Annotated in this window: 14 protein-coding genes; 10 read left to right on the forward strand and 4 right to left on the reverse strand. The window is 71.5% G+C overall.

Annotated elements, in window-relative coordinates:
* Positions 1 to 68 precede the first annotated feature (68 nt).
* Positions 69 to 2036 carry a thioredoxin domain-containing protein gene (locus tag ACIRSS_RS14750; RefSeq protein ID WP_400894774.1) on the reverse strand — a complete coding sequence of 656 codons (1968 nt, stop codon included), beginning with the start codon at positions 2034 to 2036 and terminating at the stop codon, positions 69 to 71.
* Positions 2037 to 2101: 65 nt separating this feature from the next.
* Between ACIRSS_RS14750 and ACIRSS_RS14755 the strand changes: the two genes are divergently transcribed.
* Both ACIRSS_RS14755 and ACIRSS_RS14760 read left to right on the forward strand, forming a co-directional pair.
* Positions 2102 to 3469 carry a 3' terminal RNA ribose 2'-O-methyltransferase Hen1 gene (locus ACIRSS_RS14755; protein WP_400894776.1) on the forward strand — a complete coding sequence of 456 codons (1368 nt, stop codon included), beginning with the start codon at positions 2102 to 2104 and terminating at the stop codon, positions 3467 to 3469.
* Entirely contained in the window at positions 3466 to 5958 is a 2493-nt protein-coding gene (locus ACIRSS_RS14760; RefSeq protein ID WP_400894778.1) for a polynucleotide kinase-phosphatase, read from the forward strand. Before ACIRSS_RS14755 ends, ACIRSS_RS14760 begins: the two co-directional genes overlap by 4 nt.
* A 1-nt stretch (position 5959) precedes the next feature.
* On the opposite strand, the gene ACIRSS_RS14765 is transcribed toward ACIRSS_RS14760, so the two are convergent.
* Together ACIRSS_RS14765 and mca are read right to left on the reverse strand one after the other, a co-directional pair.
* Entirely contained in the window at positions 5960 to 6292 is a 333-nt protein-coding gene (locus ACIRSS_RS14765; protein WP_400894780.1) for a hypothetical protein, read from the reverse strand.
* A complete protein-coding gene (gene mca, locus ACIRSS_RS14770; protein WP_400894783.1) occupies positions 6289 to 7191 on the reverse strand; it encodes a mycothiol conjugate amidase Mca in 903 nt (300 codons plus the stop codon). Before mca ends, ACIRSS_RS14765 begins: the two co-directional genes overlap by 4 nt.
* A gap of 136 nt (positions 7192 to 7327) precedes the next feature.
* Here mca and ACIRSS_RS14775 point away from each other — a divergent pair, with 136 nt between their 5' ends.
* From ACIRSS_RS14775 to ACIRSS_RS14785, 3 genes are all read left to right on the forward strand, one after another.
* Positions 7328 to 7771 (forward strand): DUF4307 domain-containing protein, encoded by a 444-nt coding sequence (locus tag ACIRSS_RS14775; protein WP_400894786.1) that lies wholly within the window; start codon positions 7328 to 7330, stop codon positions 7769 to 7771.
* Positions 7772 to 7966: 195 nt separating this feature from the next.
* Positions 7967 to 8470, forward strand: coding sequence for a transcription elongation factor GreA (gene greA, locus ACIRSS_RS14780; RefSeq protein WP_086857442.1), 504 nt, complete (start codon positions 7967 to 7969; stop codon positions 8468 to 8470).
* A gap of 50 nt (positions 8471 to 8520) precedes the next feature.
* The gene (locus ACIRSS_RS14785) at positions 8521 to 9333 is read left to right on the forward strand and encodes an MBL fold metallo-hydrolase (protein WP_400894788.1); all 813 of its coding nucleotides are present in this window, start codon (positions 8521 to 8523) and stop codon (positions 9331 to 9333) included.
* 4 nt (positions 9334 to 9337) lie between these two features.
* Here the strand turns inward: ACIRSS_RS14785 and ACIRSS_RS14790 are convergent, their stop codons facing one another.
* Complete coding sequence (locus ACIRSS_RS14790; RefSeq protein ID WP_400894790.1) at positions 9338 to 9811, reverse strand: Lrp/AsnC family transcriptional regulator; 474 nt, start codon at positions 9809 to 9811, stop codon at positions 9338 to 9340.
* Between the two features lie 109 nt (positions 9812 to 9920).
* On the opposite strand from ACIRSS_RS14790, the gene hppD reads away from it, so the two are divergent.
* From hppD to ACIRSS_RS14815, 5 genes are all read left to right on the forward strand, one after another.
* Positions 9921 to 11120 (forward strand): 4-hydroxyphenylpyruvate dioxygenase, encoded by a 1200-nt coding sequence (gene hppD / locus ACIRSS_RS14795; protein WP_400894792.1) that lies wholly within the window; start codon positions 9921 to 9923, stop codon positions 11118 to 11120.
* 123 nt (positions 11121 to 11243) lie between these two features.
* Complete coding sequence (locus tag ACIRSS_RS14800) at positions 11244 to 11780, forward strand: YbaB/EbfC family nucleoid-associated protein (RefSeq protein ID WP_400894795.1); 537 nt, start codon at positions 11244 to 11246, stop codon at positions 11778 to 11780.
* Positions 11781 to 11790: 10 nt separating this feature from the next.
* The gene (locus tag ACIRSS_RS14805) at positions 11791 to 12099 is read left to right on the forward strand and encodes a type VII secretion target (RefSeq protein ID WP_400894797.1); all 309 of its coding nucleotides are present in this window, start codon (positions 11791 to 11793) and stop codon (positions 12097 to 12099) included.
* On the forward strand, positions 12099 to 15854 hold the full coding sequence (locus tag ACIRSS_RS14810) for a hypothetical protein (RefSeq protein ID WP_400894799.1): 3756 nt from the start codon (positions 12099 to 12101) through the stop codon (positions 15852 to 15854). Before ACIRSS_RS14805 ends, ACIRSS_RS14810 begins: the two co-directional genes overlap by 1 nt.
* Complete coding sequence (locus ACIRSS_RS14815) at positions 15847 to 16293, forward strand: hypothetical protein (protein WP_400894801.1); 447 nt, start codon at positions 15847 to 15849, stop codon at positions 16291 to 16293. The genes ACIRSS_RS14810 and ACIRSS_RS14815 overlap by 8 nt, the downstream gene beginning before the upstream one ends.
* Positions 16294 to 16318: the final 25 nt, after the last annotated feature.

The raw sequence follows: 16318 nt of genomic DNA on the forward strand, positions 1-16318 counted from the left end.
CATGATTACAACGCTACTGACGCTACGCCGAATACAACACGGGACCCAGCGAGTTCTCCCAGGGCGAATCAGAGCTGAGCGGTCAACGCCTCCACCGACGTGACCGGCCGGTCGCACACGTACCCCCGGCAGACGTAAGCCGCGGGCGAGCCGTCCACCAGCGGCCGGTCCGCCAGCAGCGGGACGCCCGGCGCGTCCGGCTCGCCGGCCAGCACGATGCCGCCGCCGTGCACGCCCCGCGCCGCGGCCAGCCGCAACGCCGGGTCCGCGCCCACCACCGCCACCTGCACCGGGCCGGCCTGCAAAGCCTCGGCCACCGACAACCAGTGCCCGGCGAACCGCGGCACCCGCGCGGCCAGCACGCCGACCCGCCGCAGCGCCTGCTCGGCCGCCTCGCGGTACCGGCTCGAATCGGCGTGGCCGGCCAGCGCCGACGCCGTCAGCAGCGCGCCGGCCAGCGCGGACGCCCCGGCCGGGCTCGCGTTGTCGCCCGGGTCGGCCGGACGCTGGACCAGCGTCTCGGCGTCGTCGGCGGTGTCGAAGTACGCGCCGGGGACGTCCGGCGACGCGAAGTGCGCCAGCGCCAGGTCCAGCAGCCGGGTCGCCTCGGTGAGCCACTTCGCGTCGCCGGTCGCCTGGTGCAGGGCCAGGAACCCGTCGGCGACGCAGGCGTAGTCCTCCAGCACCCCGGCCGACTCCCCGACGACGCCGTCGCGTGAACTGCGGCGCAACCGGCCGTCGACGACGTGGACGCGCAACAGCAGCTCGGCCGCGTCGACCGCCCATTCGATCCACTGTGGACGATCGAGCGCGACGCCCGCCTCGGCCAGCGCCGAGATCGCCAGGCCGTTCCAGGACGCGATCACCTTGTCGTCGCGCCCCGGCTGCGGCCGCTTCGCGCGTGCCTCCAGGAGCTTGACGCGCAGCGGTTCCGGCAGGTCGCCGAACAGGCGCAACGTCGAGGCGCCCTCCTCGAACGTCCCCTCCTCGGTGACGCCGAACAGCTCGGCGGCGGAGTCGTCGCCCACCACGTCACGCAGCTGCGACGGCGTCCAGACGTACGTCAGGCCTTCGACGCCGTCGGTGTCGGCGTCCAGCGAGGACGCGAAGCCGCCTTCGGGCGTCCGCAGGTCCGCAGCGAGGAACTCCGCGGTCCCGGAAGCGACGCGCAACGCCGTCGCCGAGCCGGTTCGCCGCCAGAGGTGGGCGTAGAACCGCAGGAGCAACGCGTTGTCGTACAACATCTTCTCGAAGTGCGGCACGATCCACTCCGCGTCCACCGAGTACCGCGCGAAGCCGCCCGCCAGCTGGTCGTACAGCCCGCCGCGGGCCATCGCCTCGGCCGTCTGGTCCACAAGGGACAGTGCGACGGCGGATCCGGTGCGCTCGTGGTGGCGCAGCAGGAACTCCAGCACCATCGACGGCGGGAACTTCGGCGCGCGGCCGAACCCGCCGTTGACCGGGTCCGCCTCCTGCTGCAGCTTCGCGACGGCGCCGGCGAGCACGGCTTCGTCCACAACGGACTCTTGCAGCGGGCCGGTCTGCTCGGCGAGGTGCGCGACGATCTGCTTCGCGCCCTCGAGCAGCTCGTCCGGCCGCTCGGCCCACGCCTGCGCGACGGCGGCCAGGAGCTGCCGGAACGACGGCATGCCCGGCCGCGGCGTCGGCGGGTAGTAGGTGCCGCAGTGGAACGGCTCGCCGTCCGGGGTCAGGAAGCAGGTCATCGGCCAGCCGCCCTGACCGGTCATCGCCTGCGTGGCGGCCATGTAGACGGCGTCGATGTCCGGCCGTTCCTCGCGGTCGACCTTGATGTTGACGAAGTTCGCGTTCATCACGGCGGCCGTTTCGGCGTCCTCGAACGACTCGTGCGCCATGACGTGGCACCAGTGGCACGCGGCGTACCCCACGGAAAGCAGGATGGGCACGTTCCGCCGCCGCGCCTCGGCGAGCGCGTCGGGTCCCCACTGCCACCAGTCGACGGGGTTGTCCGCGTGCTGGAGCAGGTACGGACTGGTCGCGCTCGCGAGGCGGTTCATGCGTCCAGGGTGGCACCCGGGAAAACCGGGCGCGCGGTCACCGGGCCGTCGGCCACACTGGGCCGGTGCTGCTGACGATCACCACGACCCGGACACCCGCCACCGACCTGGGCTTTCTCCTGCACAAGCACCCGGAGAAGGCGCAGTCCGTCGCGCTCTCGGCCGGGGTCGCGCACGTCTTCTACCCGGAAGCCGCGCCGGAGCGGTGCACCGTCGCCTTGTTCGTCGAAATCGATCCGGTCGGGCTCGTGCGGGGCGGTGGGACTTCGCTGACCCAGTACGTCAACGACCGGCCGTACGCGGGTGGGTCGTACCTCGCCGTCGCGCTGCGGGCCGCGTTCACCACCGCGCTCGCGGGCCGGTGCGCCGCGCGTCCGGAACTCGTCGACGAGCTCTTCGACTTGGAGATCCGCGTGCCGTCGCTCTCCGCGCGCGGGGGCGCCGAAGTCGTGCGCAAGCTGTTCGAACCGCTCGGCTGGCGCGTCTCGGCCACGCCGGTCCCGCTCGACCCCGAGTTCCCGGAGTGGGGCGAAAGCCGCTATGTCGACCTGACGCTCGCCGGCACCCACCGGGTCGCCGACGCGCTGCGCCACCTCTACGTCCTGCTGCCCGCGCTCGACGGCGGCAAGCACTACTGGGTCGGCCAGGACGAGGCCGACAAGCTGCTGCGCGCCGGCGACGGCTGGCTCGCCACGCACCCCGAGCGCACGCTCATCACGAACCGCTACCTCGACCGGCGCCGCCAGGTCGTGCACTACGCGCTCTCGCGGCTGGCCGAGGCGGACGACGTCCCGGCGGAGGCCGAAGCGCTGGTCACCGAGCTGCCGGACAAGCCGGAGAGCCTCGCGTCGCAGCGCCACGGCAGCGTGCTCGCCGCGTTGCGGGCCGCGGGCGCGCGGCGCGTGCTCGACCTCGGCTGCGGGAGCGGCGCGCTGCTGCGCGTCCTCGAGAAGGAGCGGGCGTTCACCGAGATCGTCGGCGTCGACGTCTCCGCGAACGCCCTGGACATCGCCGAGAAGCGGATCAAGGACAGTGCGCGCGTCACGCTCCGGCAGTCGGCGCTCACCTACGCCGACCCGGCGCTGGCCGGCTACGACGCCGCCGTGCTGATGGAGGTCGTCGAACACGTCGACCAGGAGCGGCTGCCGGCGCTGGAGCACGCGGTGTTCGGGGTCGCGGCGCCGCGCACGGTGCTCGTCACGACGCCCAACGCGGAGTACAACCGGCTGTTCGAGTTCCTGCCGATGGGGCATTTCCGGCACGCCGACCACCGGTTCGAATGGACGCGAGCCGAGTTCCGCGCCTGGGCGGACGGCGTCGCGACCCGGCGCGGCTACGAGGTCCGGTACGTGCCGATCGGACCGGTGGACCAGGAATCGGGACCGCCGACCCAGATGGCGGTCTTTTCGACCAGTGAGGAGGTGGCCGCGTGAAGCTGACCGTCCCCGACATGGCGCTCGTCGTGCTCGTCGGCGCTTCCGGCTCCGGCAAGTCGACCTTCGCGCGCACGCACTTCGCGCCGACGCAGGTGCTCTCCAGCGACTTCTTCCGCGGGCTCGTCGCCGACGACGAAAACGACCAGTCCGCGTCGGCCGAAGCCTTCGACGCGCTGCACTACGTCGCGGGAAAGCGGCTCGCGGCCGGCCGGATGACCGTGATCGACGCGACGAACGTCCAGCGCGCTTCGCGGGCGAGCCTGGTGAAGCTCGCGAAGGAGCACGACGTGCTCCCGACGGCGATCGTGCTCGACCTGCCGCTGTCCGTGTGCGTCGCGCGCAACGCCGGGCGGCCGGACCGCGACTTCGGCGACCACGTGGTCCGGCGGCAGCGCGGTGAGCTGCAGCGGTCGCTGAAGTCGCTGGAGCGCGAGGGTTTCCGGCGCGTGCACGTGCTGCGCGGCGAGGCCGAGGTGGCCGAAGCGGAGATCGTCGTCGAGCCGCTGCGCAACGACAAGCGGTCGCTGACCGGGCCGTTCGACGTGATCGGCGACGTCCACGGCTGCGCGGCCGAGCTCGAGGAGCTGCTGGCCGAGCTGGGGTACGTCGACGGCGTCCACCCGGACGGGCGGACGGCGGTGTTCGTCGGCGACCTCGTCGACCGCGGGCCGGACACGCCTGGTGTGCTGCGGCGCGTCATGGGGATGGCCGCTGCGGGGAGCGCGCTGGTCGTCTGCGGGAACCACGAGCAGAAGCTGGTGCGCGCGCTGCACGGGCGGAAGGTCAACGCCGCGCACGGGCTCGCGGAGTCGCTGGAGCAGCTCGGCGCGGAGAGCGAGGAGTTCCGCCGGCAGGCGCACGAGTTCTGCGACGGGCTGATCGCGCACTACGTCCTCGACGGCGGCGACCTCGTCGTCGCGCACGCGGGGCTGCCCGAGCGCTACCACGGGCGCGCGTCCGGACGGGTGCGGAGCATGGCGCTCTACGGCGACACGACCGGCGAGACCGACGAGTACGGCCTGCCGGTGCGGCTGCCGTGGGCGCGCGACTACCGCGGGTCCGCGATGGTCCTCTACGGGCACACGCCGACGCTCGAGCCGGAGTGGGTCAACAACACGATGTGCCTCGACACCGGGTGCGTGTTCGGCGGGAAGCTGACCGCGCTGCGCTACCCGGAGCGCGAGGTCGTCTCGGTGAAGGCCCACCGGGTCTGGTACGAGCCGGTCCGCCCGCTGGACACTTCGCGGCCGCTGGGCGGGCGGGAGCCGGCGGTGCTGGAGCTGGGCGACGTCACCGGGAAGCGGATCGTGCAGACCGCGCACCACGGCCGCGTCGGCGTCTCGGCGGAGCAGTCGGCGGCGGCGCTGGAGGTGATGAGCCGGTTCGCGGTCGACCCGCGGTGGCTCGCCTACCTGCCGCCGACGATGGCGCCGTGCTCGACGTCTTCACTTGCCGACTACCTGGAGCACCCGGAGGAGGCGTTCGCCGAGTACCGCGCGGCCGGCGTGCAGTCGGTGGTGTGCCAGGAGAAGCACATGGGCTCGCGGGCCGTGGTGCTGGTGTGCCGGGACGACGACGCCGCTTCGAAGCGCTTCGGCATCGAGGGCGGCGGCGCGGTGTACACGCGCACCGGGCGGCCTTTCTTCACGGCGGAGCAGAACGCGTTGCTGCTGGCCGACGTGCGGACGGCGGCGGCCGGGCTGTTCGACGAGCTGGGGTCGGACTGGCTGCTGCTCGACGCCGAGCTGCTGCCGTGGAGCGCCAAGGCGGGCGGGCTGATCGCGGACCAGTACGCGTCGGTCGGCGCGGCCGCCCAGGCAGTGCTGCCGGCGGCGGTCTCGGCCCTGGCGACGGCGTCCGCGCGCGGCATCGACGTCTCGGACCTGTTGCGGCGCACGGCAACGCGTTCGTCCACAGTGGACGCCTATCGGGCGGCGTACCGGCGGTACTGCTGGCCGACGTCGGGGCTGGACGGGGTCCGGCTGGCGCCGTTCCAGCTCCTGGCGTCGGAGGGGACGGCGTACCACGACCGGCCGCACTCGTGGCACCTCTCGGTGCTCGACCGGCTCGCGGGCCCGCGGTTCCAGCGGACCCGGACGTTGACGGTGGACGTGCTGGACGAGGCGTCGGTCGCGCGCGGGGTCGCGTGGTGGGAGGAGCTGACGGAGGCGGGCGGCGAGGGCATGGTCGTCAAGCCGTCGGCGAACCTGACCCGCGGCACGCGCGGGCTGGTCCAGCCCGGGGTGAAGGTGCGCGGGCGCGAGTACCTGCGGATCATCTACGGCCCGGACTACACGCTGCCGGAGAACCTGGAGCGGCTGCGCAAGCGCGGGCTGAACCGGAAGCGGATGCTGGCGCTGCGCGAGTACGCGCTGGGGCTCGAGGCCCTGGAGCGCGTCGCGCGGGGCGAGCCGCTCTGGCGCGTCCACGAGTGCGTGTTCGCGGTGCTCGCCCTGGAGTCGGACCCGGTGGACCCGCGGCTGTGAGCTAGCTCTCGGCCTTGGTGGCCGAGGAGTCCTTCGCGGGCTTCTCGGCCGCCTTCGCCTCTTCGGCCTGCTCGACGGCCTCCGGCTGCTCCGGCGCGGCCTCGGCGGCCGGCTCGTCGAAGCTGGCCGGGACGCGCTTCAGGTGCTTCGTCATCGAGCGGACCAGGAACGCCACCGCGATGAGGAACAGGATCAGCACCAGGAAGCCGACCGGGGACGACTTGCCGAAGTCCTCCCCCTGCCCGCCGTTGTCGCCGTTGCCCGGCTGCTGCGTCAGGACCAGGGCCGACGCGGTCACCGGAAGCGCCACGCCGGCCGGCAGCGTCAGACTCATGTGTTCACCTTCTCCTCGATGCCGATGCCGGCGAACAGGTCGTCCTCCGGCAACGTGCTGTCGACCTGCGACTTGACCAGCTCGTACTCCTCGGTCGGCCAAGTCTCGCGCTGGATCTCCAACGGGACGAAGAACCAGCGGCTGTTCGGGTCGATCTGCGTGGCGTGCGCCTTGAGCGCCTCGTCCCGCACCTCGAAGTATTCACCGCACTCGACGCGGGTCGTCACCCGCTCCATCACATCGGCGCGGTCGGGGTCCCACTTGGCCAGCCACTCGGTGTACGGCGACTCGAGCCCGGCCTCCTTCAGCGCCGCGTCGAAGGCCAGCATCCGGGCCTTCGAGAAGCCGTGCATGTAGTACAGCTTCAGCGGCTGCCACGGCTCGCCGGCGTCGGGGAAGCGGCTCGGGTCCGGCGCCGCGTCCCACGCCGCCATCGTCACCTCGTGCGTGCGGATGTGGTCGGGGTGCGGGTAGCCGCCGTTCTCGTCGTACGTCGTGATGACGTGCGGGCGGAACTCGCGGATGACGCGCACCAGCGCCTCGGTCGACTCCTCGAGCGGCACGACCGCGAACGAGCCCTCGGGCACCGGCGGCAGCGGGTCGCCCTCCGGCAGGCCGGAGTCGACGAAGCCCAGCCAGCGCTGGCTCACGCCGAGGATCTTGGCCGCGCGGGCCATCTCCTCCCGGCGGATCTCGGGCATGTTCGCGAGCACCTCGGGCCGGTCCATGGCCGGGTTGAGGATGCTGCCGGCTTCACCCCCGGTGCACGTCACGACGAGCACCTCGTGACCTTCGGCGGCGTAGCGCGCCATCGTGGCGGCGCCCTTGCTCGACTCGTCGTCCGGATGTGCGTGCACGGCCATCATGCGCAAGCGCGGCTTCGTCAGCTGGTCCACCATGCTGCGAACGACTCCTTCTCTACCCGTATTCCGCGACCCACCTGCGGGCCGCCCACCCAGCGGGCGGATACTCGAAGCCGTACCCGCCCCACCATTGTCCCCAGGGGTACGACAAGAACGAGCAGGAGGCCCCGCGTTGGCAGGCGGACCGGCGGAAACGGCAGCCCCCGCGCTGCCCGAGGGCCGGTACGGCACCAGCCGCGCGAAGGTCCCCCGGCGCTGGCGCCGCTGGCTCTTCCTGGCGATCGCCCTGCTGGTCAGCGGCGTGATCGCGTGGGTCGCGTACGTCAACCTGGGGTCCGCGCCGATCGACGCCGAGCGCGTCGCCTTCAGCGGCAAACCGGGCAACGCGATGGAAATCACCATCAACGTGACGCGGGACGACAACGATCGGGCGGGCGTCTGCATCGTGCGCGTCCGCGACAAGACCGGCGCGGAGAGCGGTCGCAAGGAGCTCCTGATCCCGGCCGGCGCGAAGTACAGCAGGATGACCACGACGATCAAGAGCATCGGGCCACCGGTGACGGCCGACGTGTACGGCTGCTCGTACGACATACCAGACTACCTGTCAACCCCATAGCGGCCAACGGGGTGAACCGCGCGCCCAACGCCCATGGCGTGCGGATTTAACGGGCGTCGCACAGTCGCGCCGTGATACTCTGACCCTTCAGCACGGCCCGGGACGGGCCGTGTTTTTCCTTTATCTCAGCCACGCGGGCACCTAGGCCCGCGTGGGCCGGCTTGAACACGCAAGCCTGGCAGGCCCGACGAGGAGATGGTGACCGTGAGCGACACCAAGGTGACCTGGCTGACCCAGGATGCCTACGACCGGCTCAAGCACGAGCTCGACGAAATGATCGAGAATCGTCCGGTCATCGCCGCGCGCATCAACGACAGCCGCGAAGAGGGCGACCTCAAGGAGAACGGCGGCTACCACGCCGCCCGTGAAGAACAGGGCCAGGCCGAGGCGCGCATCCGGCACCTGCAGGAGCTGCTGCGCTCGGCCAAGGTCGGCGAGGCGCCCGCGAACGACGGCACCGCCGGCCCGGGCAAGGTGCTCACCGTCCGGTACGAGGGTGACGACGAGGACGAGAAGTTCCTCCTCGCGACCCGCGAAGAGGGCGCCGAAGGCGAGCTCGACGTGTACTCCCCGGAGTCGCCGCTGGGCAAGGCCCTGCTCGGCGCCAAGGAGGGCGAGTCCCGCGAGTACGAGCTGCCCAACGGCAAGCTCCAGAAGGTGACCCTCGTCAAAGCGGTTCCGTACACCGACGCCAAGTAGCCGCCGCCGCTAGTGTCCTCCCAGGATCCACATTCTGGGAGGACACAGCTGTGAGCACGGAACCGATCTGCCAGGCGTGCGGCATGCAGTACGCCGTCGCCCGCGACGACTGCCCGATCTGCGAGGACGAACGCCAGTACGTCCCGCAGGCCGGGCAGCGGTGGACGAACCTCGCGTCGCTGCGCGAGAGCGGCACCTACACACCGCGGATCGAAGAGCAGGGCCCCGGCATCATCGGCGTCGGCTCGAACCCGGGGTTCGCGATCGGCGAACGCGCGCTGCTGGTCCAGGCGCGCTCGGGGAACTTCCTCTGGGACTGCGCGGCCTACCTCGACGACGCGCTGGTGGCGCAGGTCCGGGACCTGGGGGGCATCACCGGCATCGCGATCAGCCACCCGCACTACTACACGACGATGGTCGAGTGGGCGCACGCGTTCGACGTCCCGATCTACCTGCACGAGGGCGACCAGCAGTGGATCGGCCGGCCGGACCCGGCGGTGAAGCTGTGGTCCGGCACCACGCTCGACGTCGCCGACGACCTGCGCCTGATCAACCTCGGCGTGCACTTCACCGGCGGCACGGTCCTGCACTGGCCGGACGGTGAGAACGGCCAGGGCGCGCTGCTGTCCGGCGACATCGTGCAGGTCATCCCCGACCGGACGCACGTGGGCTTCATGTACAGCTACCCGAACCTGGTCCCGGAGCGGCCGCACGTCGTCCGGCGCGCGGCGGAACTGCTGGCCGGGTACCGCTTCGAGGCGATCTACGGCGCCTGGTGGGACGCGATCGTGCGCACCGACGGCTTCGAGGTCGTGCAGCGGTCGGCCAAGCGCTACCTGGCCCACGTCATCGACGAAGGCTGAGTCCTCAGCCCCGCGCGGTCCGCTCCAGCAGGGGGCGGACCCGCGGGCGCACCGGGGTCGACAACGCGATCGACGTCGACGTCCGCAGCACGTCCGGCACCCCGACCACCTCGTCGATCACCCGCTGCAGGTCGTCGTTGCCGCGCGCCACCATCCGGACGAACAGGTCGCCCTGGCCGGTCGTCGCGTGCACCTCGCACACCTCGTCGATCGCCGAAAGCGCTTCCGCCACCTCCGCGCGGCGGCCCTGGGCGATCTCCAGCACCGCGAACGCCGTCAGGCCGTAGCCCATCGCCGCCAGGTCGAGCTCCGGCGGGAAGCCGCCGAGGATGCCGCGCTCGGTCAGGCGGTCGAGGCGCGCCTGGACCGTCCCGCGGGCGACGCCGAGCCGGCGCGCGCACTCCAGCACGCCCAGCCGCGGCGAGTCGGTGAGCAACAGCAGCAGTCGCGCATCCAGCGCATCCAGGTTCTCCGGCATGCACAGATTGTCCATGATGACGGCCGATGTCCGGCAGTCACCGGTCAGGTTGCCCAGCAAAAACAGAGACCATTGCGCATCTTGCCTCGAAGGGATGATCCTTCGAGGTATGACCCAGACTGCCGAACCCCAGGGTGCACTCGACGACGTCAGCTACGACCAGCTGCGTCAGCTGGTCGGGCTCGTCGACCACGACGCCTCGACCGACCCGTTCCCGGTCAAGGCCATGGACGCGGTGGTGTTCATCGCCGGCAACGCCACCCAGACCGCCTGGTACTACCAGATCGCGTTCGGGATGCAGCTCGTCGCGTACTCGGGCCCCGAGACGGGCGACTTCGAGCGCAAGTCCTACGTCCTCAAGTCCGGCTCGGCCCGGTTCGTCATCACCGGCGGCGTGAAGCCGGACTCGCCGCTGCTGGACCACCACCGCAAGCACGGTGACGGCGTCATCGACCTGGCGCTGGAGACCACCGACGTCGACAAGTGCGTCGAGCACGCCCGCGCGCAGGGCGCGACCATCCTCGAGGAGCCGCACGACGTCTCCGACGAGCACGGCACCGTCCGCGTCGCCGCGATCGCGACGTACGGCGAGACCCGCCACTCGCTGGTCGACCGGTCGCGCTACACCGGCATCTACCTGCCCGGCTACGAGCCGCGCGAGAGCACGATCAAGCGGCCCGAGGGCGCGCCGAAGCGGCTGTTCCAGGCCGTCGACCACTGCGTCGGCAACGTCGAGCTCGGCAAGATGGACTACTGGGTCGACTGGTACCACCGCGTCATGGGCTTCGTGAACATGGCGGAGTTCGTCGGCGACGACATCGCGACCGAGTACTCGGCGCTGATGAGCAAGGTCGTCTCGAACGGCAACCACCGGGTCAAGTTCCCGCTGAACGAGCCCGCGGTGGCGAAGAAGAAGTCGCAGATCGACGAGTACCTCGAGTTCTACGGCGGCGCCGGCTGCCAGCACATCGCGCTGGCCACCAACGACATCATCGCCACGGTCACCGCGATGCGCGCCGCCGGCGTCGAGTTCCTCGACACCCCGGACTCCTACTACGACGACCCGGAGCTGCGCGCCCGGATCGGCAACGTGCGCGTGTCGATCGAGACGCTGAAGGAGCACAGCATCCTGGTCGACCGCGACGAGGACGGCTACCTGCTGCAGATCTTCACGAAGCCGATCGGCGACCGCCCGACCGTCTTCTACGAGCTGATCGAGCGGCACGGCTCGCTCGGCTTCGGCAAGGGCAACTTCAAGGCGCTGTTCGAGGCGATCGAGCGTGAGCAGGAGCGCCGAGGCAACCTCTGACACATCTCGGCGAAGGCCACCGTGGGAGACCTCCGGGTCCCCTATGGTGGCCTTTGGCGTGTTCGGGGGAACCGATGGCCCGCCGGATCCGTCAGTGTGGGGAAGCAGAGAGAAGGGGCCGTGATGCCGGACAGCATCGACGCCAGCGACGCGATGATCGACAACTGGACCAAGCGGCTCGAGGAGAACGCCGCGCGGTACCAGGCGCTGGCCGATCGCGTGCAGGGCCAGTCGGTCACCGAGCGGTCGAAGGACGGCACCGTCACGGTGACCGTCGATTCGCGCGGGCTGCTGAAGAACCTCGTGATCGCCGAGGGCGCGGCCGGCAAGCGGATGGCCGAGGTGTCGGCGCAGGTGATGCAGCTCGTGCAGCGCGCGCAGGCCCGGATCCCCGAACTGCTGCAGCAGGCCATGAGCGAGACCACCGGCACCGGCGACCAGGCCGCGGCGGAGATCGTCCGCGAGGCGCAGAGCACGTTCCCGCAGCCGCCGCCGGAGCCCGAGCCCGCCTTCCCGGAGCCCGACCGCGTCCGCCGGTTCCTGCCGGAGGACAACGACGAGCAGCCGCCGCGCACCCCGCCACCGCCGCAGCCGCCGCGGCGCCGGCGTCCGGCCGACAACGACGATGACGACGACTTCGGCGGACCGATCCTTTCCTGAGGGGGAACCGATGACGGATGTGGAACTCAGCACCGACCTGACGGTGCACGCCCACCAGCTCGACGCCATCGGGGACGGGCTGCAGCAGGCCGTCGACGCGGCGAACCAGGTCAGCATGCCGACCGACGCGTACGGCATCCTCTGCCAGCCGTTCCGGATGATGCTCGACCCGGTGGAGCAGTACGGGATCGACGCGCTGAAGGACGCCGTGCAGGCGATGACGGCGGTGTCGGGCAAGGTCCGCGAGGCCGCGGCGGCGTACCACAAGTACGAGTCCGGCGTCGCCGGCGACCTGAACAAGTCCGCGGGCGGCGCGTGATGCCGGAGGGGAACCCGCTCGTCGTCGACGCGAAGAAGGACCCGGACGGTCCCGGCGCGTTCACCGCGGGCAACGGCGACTACGGCTGGGCCGGCGGCATCGGCATCGCCGAGTCCTCGATGGACGCGTTCAACGGCATCAAGGACGGCGACTGGGTCTCCGGCGGCCTGGGGATGCTGTCCCTGGCCGGGGAAATCGCCGGGGCGGCGGTCGACCCGTTCGGGTACCTGATGTCGTCGGTGGCGTCGTTCCTGATGGAACACGTCCAGCCGCTGAAGGACATGCTGGATTCGGTGGCGGGCAACCCGCCGGTGATCCAGTCCTACGCCGACACGTGGGGCAACGTCTCGAAAGCGTTGGGAGAACGCAAGACCGACTTCGACAACGCGGTCAAGAACGGCACCACCGGCTGGACCGGCGCGGGTGCGGACGCCTACCGCAAGTTCGCGGCGGAGCACTCCGAGGCACTTTCGGGCGCGGCGACGGTGGCCGGCGCGATCAGCACCGTCACGATGATCATGGGCCAGGTCGTGTCGTTCGTCCGCGAGACGGTGCGGCAGCTGATCGCGGACTTGGTCGGGAAGCTGATCGCGTGGGTCATGGAGGAGGTCTTCTCCCTCGGGTTCGGCACGCCGGTGGTGGTGGCCCAGGCCTCGGCGGCGATCGCCAAGTGGGGCAAGAAGATCGGTGACCTGCTCAAGAAGCTGACCGACACGATCCGCAAGGTCTCCCCGCTGCTGTCGAAGCTGGTCGACGTCTTCGAGAAGATCGCGAAGGTGTTCGGCAAGGTGCTGGGCAAGGTCAGCGGACTGGACGGCTTGCACGTCAAGGAGGGCGGGTTCGTCCACAAGATCCCCAAGGAGGGCGGCGGGGTCCACACCCGCGCCCACGGCGGGGACGGGGAAAGCTCGTCCGGCGACGGTTCCCACTCCGGCGATGGGGATTCCTCGCACAGCGGGGAAAACTCGGGCGATCCGAGCCATGCGGATGGGGATTCGCCGAGTTCGGATCCGATGAACACCGATCCGGGGTCGCGGCGGAGTTCGGGCCGGGACGGGTCGAGTTCGCCGGACGGGGAAAGTTCCCCGTCGCACACGGGCGATGGCGACGGGTCGCCCTCGCACACGGGTGATGGGGATGGTTCGCCGTCGACGGTGCGGTCGGGCGACAGTTCGCCTTCCGGCGCCGGGAATGGTTCGCACACCGGCGACAGTTCTCCTTCGCGGACGGGCGACAGCAGTCCCTCGCCGACCCGGGGCAGCGACAGCACCCCCTCGCACACCGGCGACGCTTCTCCTTCGCGAGCGAGCGACAACAACCCCTCGCCAACGCGAGGCAGTGACAGCACGCCCTCGCACACCGGCGACGGTTCTCCCTCGCGCGCGGCCGACAACAGCCCCTCGCACGGCGGGGACAGCAGTCCGTCGCCCACTCGGGGCAGCGACAGCACGCCTTCGCACACCGGCGACCCTTCGCCCACGCGCAGCGGCGACAGCACGCCCGCCCGCGGCGGGGACAACGCCCCGTCGCGAGCGAGCGACAACAGCCCTTCGCCCACCCGGGGCGGCGACAGCACCCCTACTCACGGCGGCGACTCTCCCTCGCACACCGGTGGCAGCTCGCCGTCCCGGAGCGATGGCAACGCACCCGGCTCGCACGCCGGGACCGAAACCCCCAGCAGCGCCGCACCCCCGCGCACCGACGGCACCACCTCCGCCAGCGGCACCGCCCCCACCGCCCCTCGCACGGGCGAAACCGGCACCGTCCCGTCGCCACGCGGTGGCGATGGCGCCTCCGTCCCGTCGCAAGGCGGCGCGCCGATGATGGGCGGTGGCATGCCACCCGGCGGCGGGCCCGGTGGTGGCGGCCTCGGCGGTGGCTCGCCGCGCACCGGCGGCGCCGGCTGGACCGGCACCCCGGGCACCCCCGGCGCGCACGTCGATGCCCCCGGACGGCCTCGCACCGGCGGTGACCTGCCCAGCGGCGGTCGTCCGCGCACGCCGGACGCCCCGGCGGCCCGCGGCTTCGGACCCGGCACCCCCGACACCCGCCCCGGCGGCCACACCCTGGGCACCCGGCCGCACGAGAACGGCCCCGGCCACACCCCGCACGAAAACACGCCCCACGAGCACGGCACCGACCCCGATGGCGCCACCCCGCACCACAACGAACCCCTTACCCCCGACGAGGTCAACGCCCGCCACGCCGAGAGGACCCCCTCCGGCAGCTCCTACCACGCCGGCGACCCCGCCATGGGCGACCTGCCCCACCGCGTCCACCCCGACCCCGATGGCCGCTACACCGTCGACGTCCACGTCACCCCCGACGGGCACGCCCGGATCGGCGACCGCCTCTACACCCCCGAAGAGTTCGCCGACATCCTGCGCCGCAACGGCGACTACGACGGCCGCCCCATTCGGCTCATCGGGTGCGATGCCGGCTCCAACGACTTCGCCCACCGCCTCTCCCGCGAACTCGACACCGAAGTCACCGCTCCCACCAAACCCGCCTGGACCGACTCCCACGGCCGCGTCTTCTCCAGCGACTACGAAATCGGCCCCGACGGCAAGATGCGCCCCCGCATCCCACCCGACGGCGAATGGAACACCCACCACCCGGACGGCACCACGCACCGGGCGGGCGACGACGGCTTCGCACCGGACAGCCACCACGGCGACCAGCACGACGTCGACGCCGACAGCGCGCAGCACCGCGGCGACGGCGACACCCCCGACGACCCGCTGCCCTACGACGAAGTCCCGAAGCCGCGGCCGATCGCCCGGGACTCGCCGGAGTTCGGCGAACGGTTCGTCACCTTCGACCGGCACGAGGACAGCCACTACGCCGGGCACCGCGAGCGCCCGGACGGGCACCCGCCGATCGAGTCGCCGCGCGAGATCGACGACCTCGACCCGCGCACCCGCAACTCCAAGCTCACCGAAGACGGGGTCCCGCAGGTGCTGCGCGGTGAACGTCCGCTGGCACCGGACGCGCAGTACAACGTGTCCTACAAGAACGGCGCCACCAGCCACTTCTTCACCGACGCCGACGGCCGGGTGACGCACGTCGAGGCGACGCCCGGCAAGGAGCCGCCGTTCCACAACCCCGACCTGCGCTACCCGCTGCTCCCGGGCGCGCAGTACCGGGTCGCCAACTTCCACGATTCGGGCAAGCACTGGGACTTCCAGATCGGCGACCACGGCCGGCCGGTCGCGATGACCGGGGAGCCCGCCTTCCGCGGCCAGAACGAGGACTTCCGCGACACCGCGTCCCAGAACCGGTCGGGCGGCGAAGGCCGCAAGGCCTTCAAGGGCGACGCCGACTACGACCAGGTCAAGTGGGCGGGCGGGCACTTCGCGGCCAACGAGATGGGCGGGCCGGGCGAGTACGTCAACATGCACTCGCAGATGGCGGCCTCCAACAGCGGCAACAACCGCGACGGCTGGATCCACGACGCTTCGTGGCGCCGGCAGGAGGTCGCGCTCGGCGAGTACGCCGCCCACCCCGGTCAGGAGATCGAGAACTACCAGGTCCGGACCTCCGGCGAGCTGCCGGGAGGCATCCCCGCGGAAGTCACGATGCGCTGGCAGAAGGTCACCTACGAGCTCGACGCGGAGGGCCACCTCGTCCTCGGCCCGGACGGCAAGCCGGTCGAGCTCACCCGGGAGACCCAGGAACGCGTGTTCAAGAACGACCCGTCGAAGATCAACTACGGCCCGAAGACCCCGTACGGAAGCGAGCCCGCCGATGCCTGACGACCTCACCGGCGGGATCGCCGCCGCGCTCGCCGGCGGCGCGCCCGCGGGCTGGGCGCGGATCACGCTCACCGTTTCCTCGACCGTGCTCGCCGACGACTACGCGCTGCAGGCGAAACTGGCCGACGGCCGTAACGGGTCGATGGCCGTGCCCGCCGCGGTGAAGGCCGGCTTCGAGCAGCTGCGTGAGCGGATGTACGAACCCGGGCGGGGCACGTGGTTCTCGGCGACCGTCGAGCTGCGGGCCGGCGCCGCGCCCGAGTTCGCCTACAACTTCGACGACGACCCCCGCTGGTGGCCGCCGCTGCACCCCACGGCGTTCGCCCGCGACCTCGAAACGTTCCCCCGCGACGAGGGCCACATCCCGCCGTGGCTGCGGGAACTGCTCGACGAGGGCGCGCAGCTCGAACGGCAGCGGACCCCGCCCGCCGTGCCATGATGGCCCCCGCCCCGAACCACCAGGA

The organism is Amycolatopsis sp. NPDC101161 (assembly GCF_044768185.1).
Classification (GTDB): Bacteria; Actinomycetota; Actinomycetes; order Mycobacteriales; family Pseudonocardiaceae; genus Amycolatopsis.

What these genes read in the sequence shown, in the direction of transcription:
- ACIRSS_RS14750 (WP_400894774.1), bottom strand. Translation starts at nt 2,036, where the DNA reads ATGAACCGCCTCGCGAGCGCGACCAGTCCGTACCTGCTCCAGCACGCG.
- ACIRSS_RS14765 (WP_400894780.1), bottom strand. Translation starts at nt 6,292, where the DNA reads ATGAGTCTGACGCTGCCGGCCGGCGTGGCGCTTCCGGTGACCGCGTCG.
- mca (WP_400894783.1), bottom strand. Translation starts at nt 7,191, where the DNA reads ATGGTGGACCAGCTGACGAAGCCGCGCTTGCGCATGATGGCCGTGCAC.
- greA (WP_086857442.1), top strand. Translation starts at nt 7,967, where the DNA reads ATGGTGACCGTGAGCGACACCAAGGTGACCTGGCTGACCCAGGATGCC.
- ACIRSS_RS14790 (WP_400894790.1), bottom strand. Translation starts at nt 9,811, where the DNA reads ATGCCGGAGAACCTGGATGCGCTGGATGCGCGACTGCTGCTGTTGCTC.
- hppD (WP_400894792.1), top strand. Translation starts at nt 9,921, where the DNA reads ATGACCCAGACTGCCGAACCCCAGGGTGCACTCGACGACGTCAGCTAC.
- ACIRSS_RS14800 (WP_400894795.1), top strand. Translation starts at nt 11,244, where the DNA reads ATGCCGGACAGCATCGACGCCAGCGACGCGATGATCGACAACTGGACC.
- ACIRSS_RS14805 (WP_400894797.1), top strand. Translation starts at nt 11,791, where the DNA reads ATGACGGATGTGGAACTCAGCACCGACCTGACGGTGCACGCCCACCAG.
- ACIRSS_RS14810 (WP_400894799.1), top strand. Translation starts at nt 12,099, where the DNA reads ATGCCGGAGGGGAACCCGCTCGTCGTCGACGCGAAGAAGGACCCGGAC.
- ACIRSS_RS14815 (WP_400894801.1), top strand. Translation starts at nt 15,847, where the DNA reads ATGCCTGACGACCTCACCGGCGGGATCGCCGCCGCGCTCGCCGGCGGC.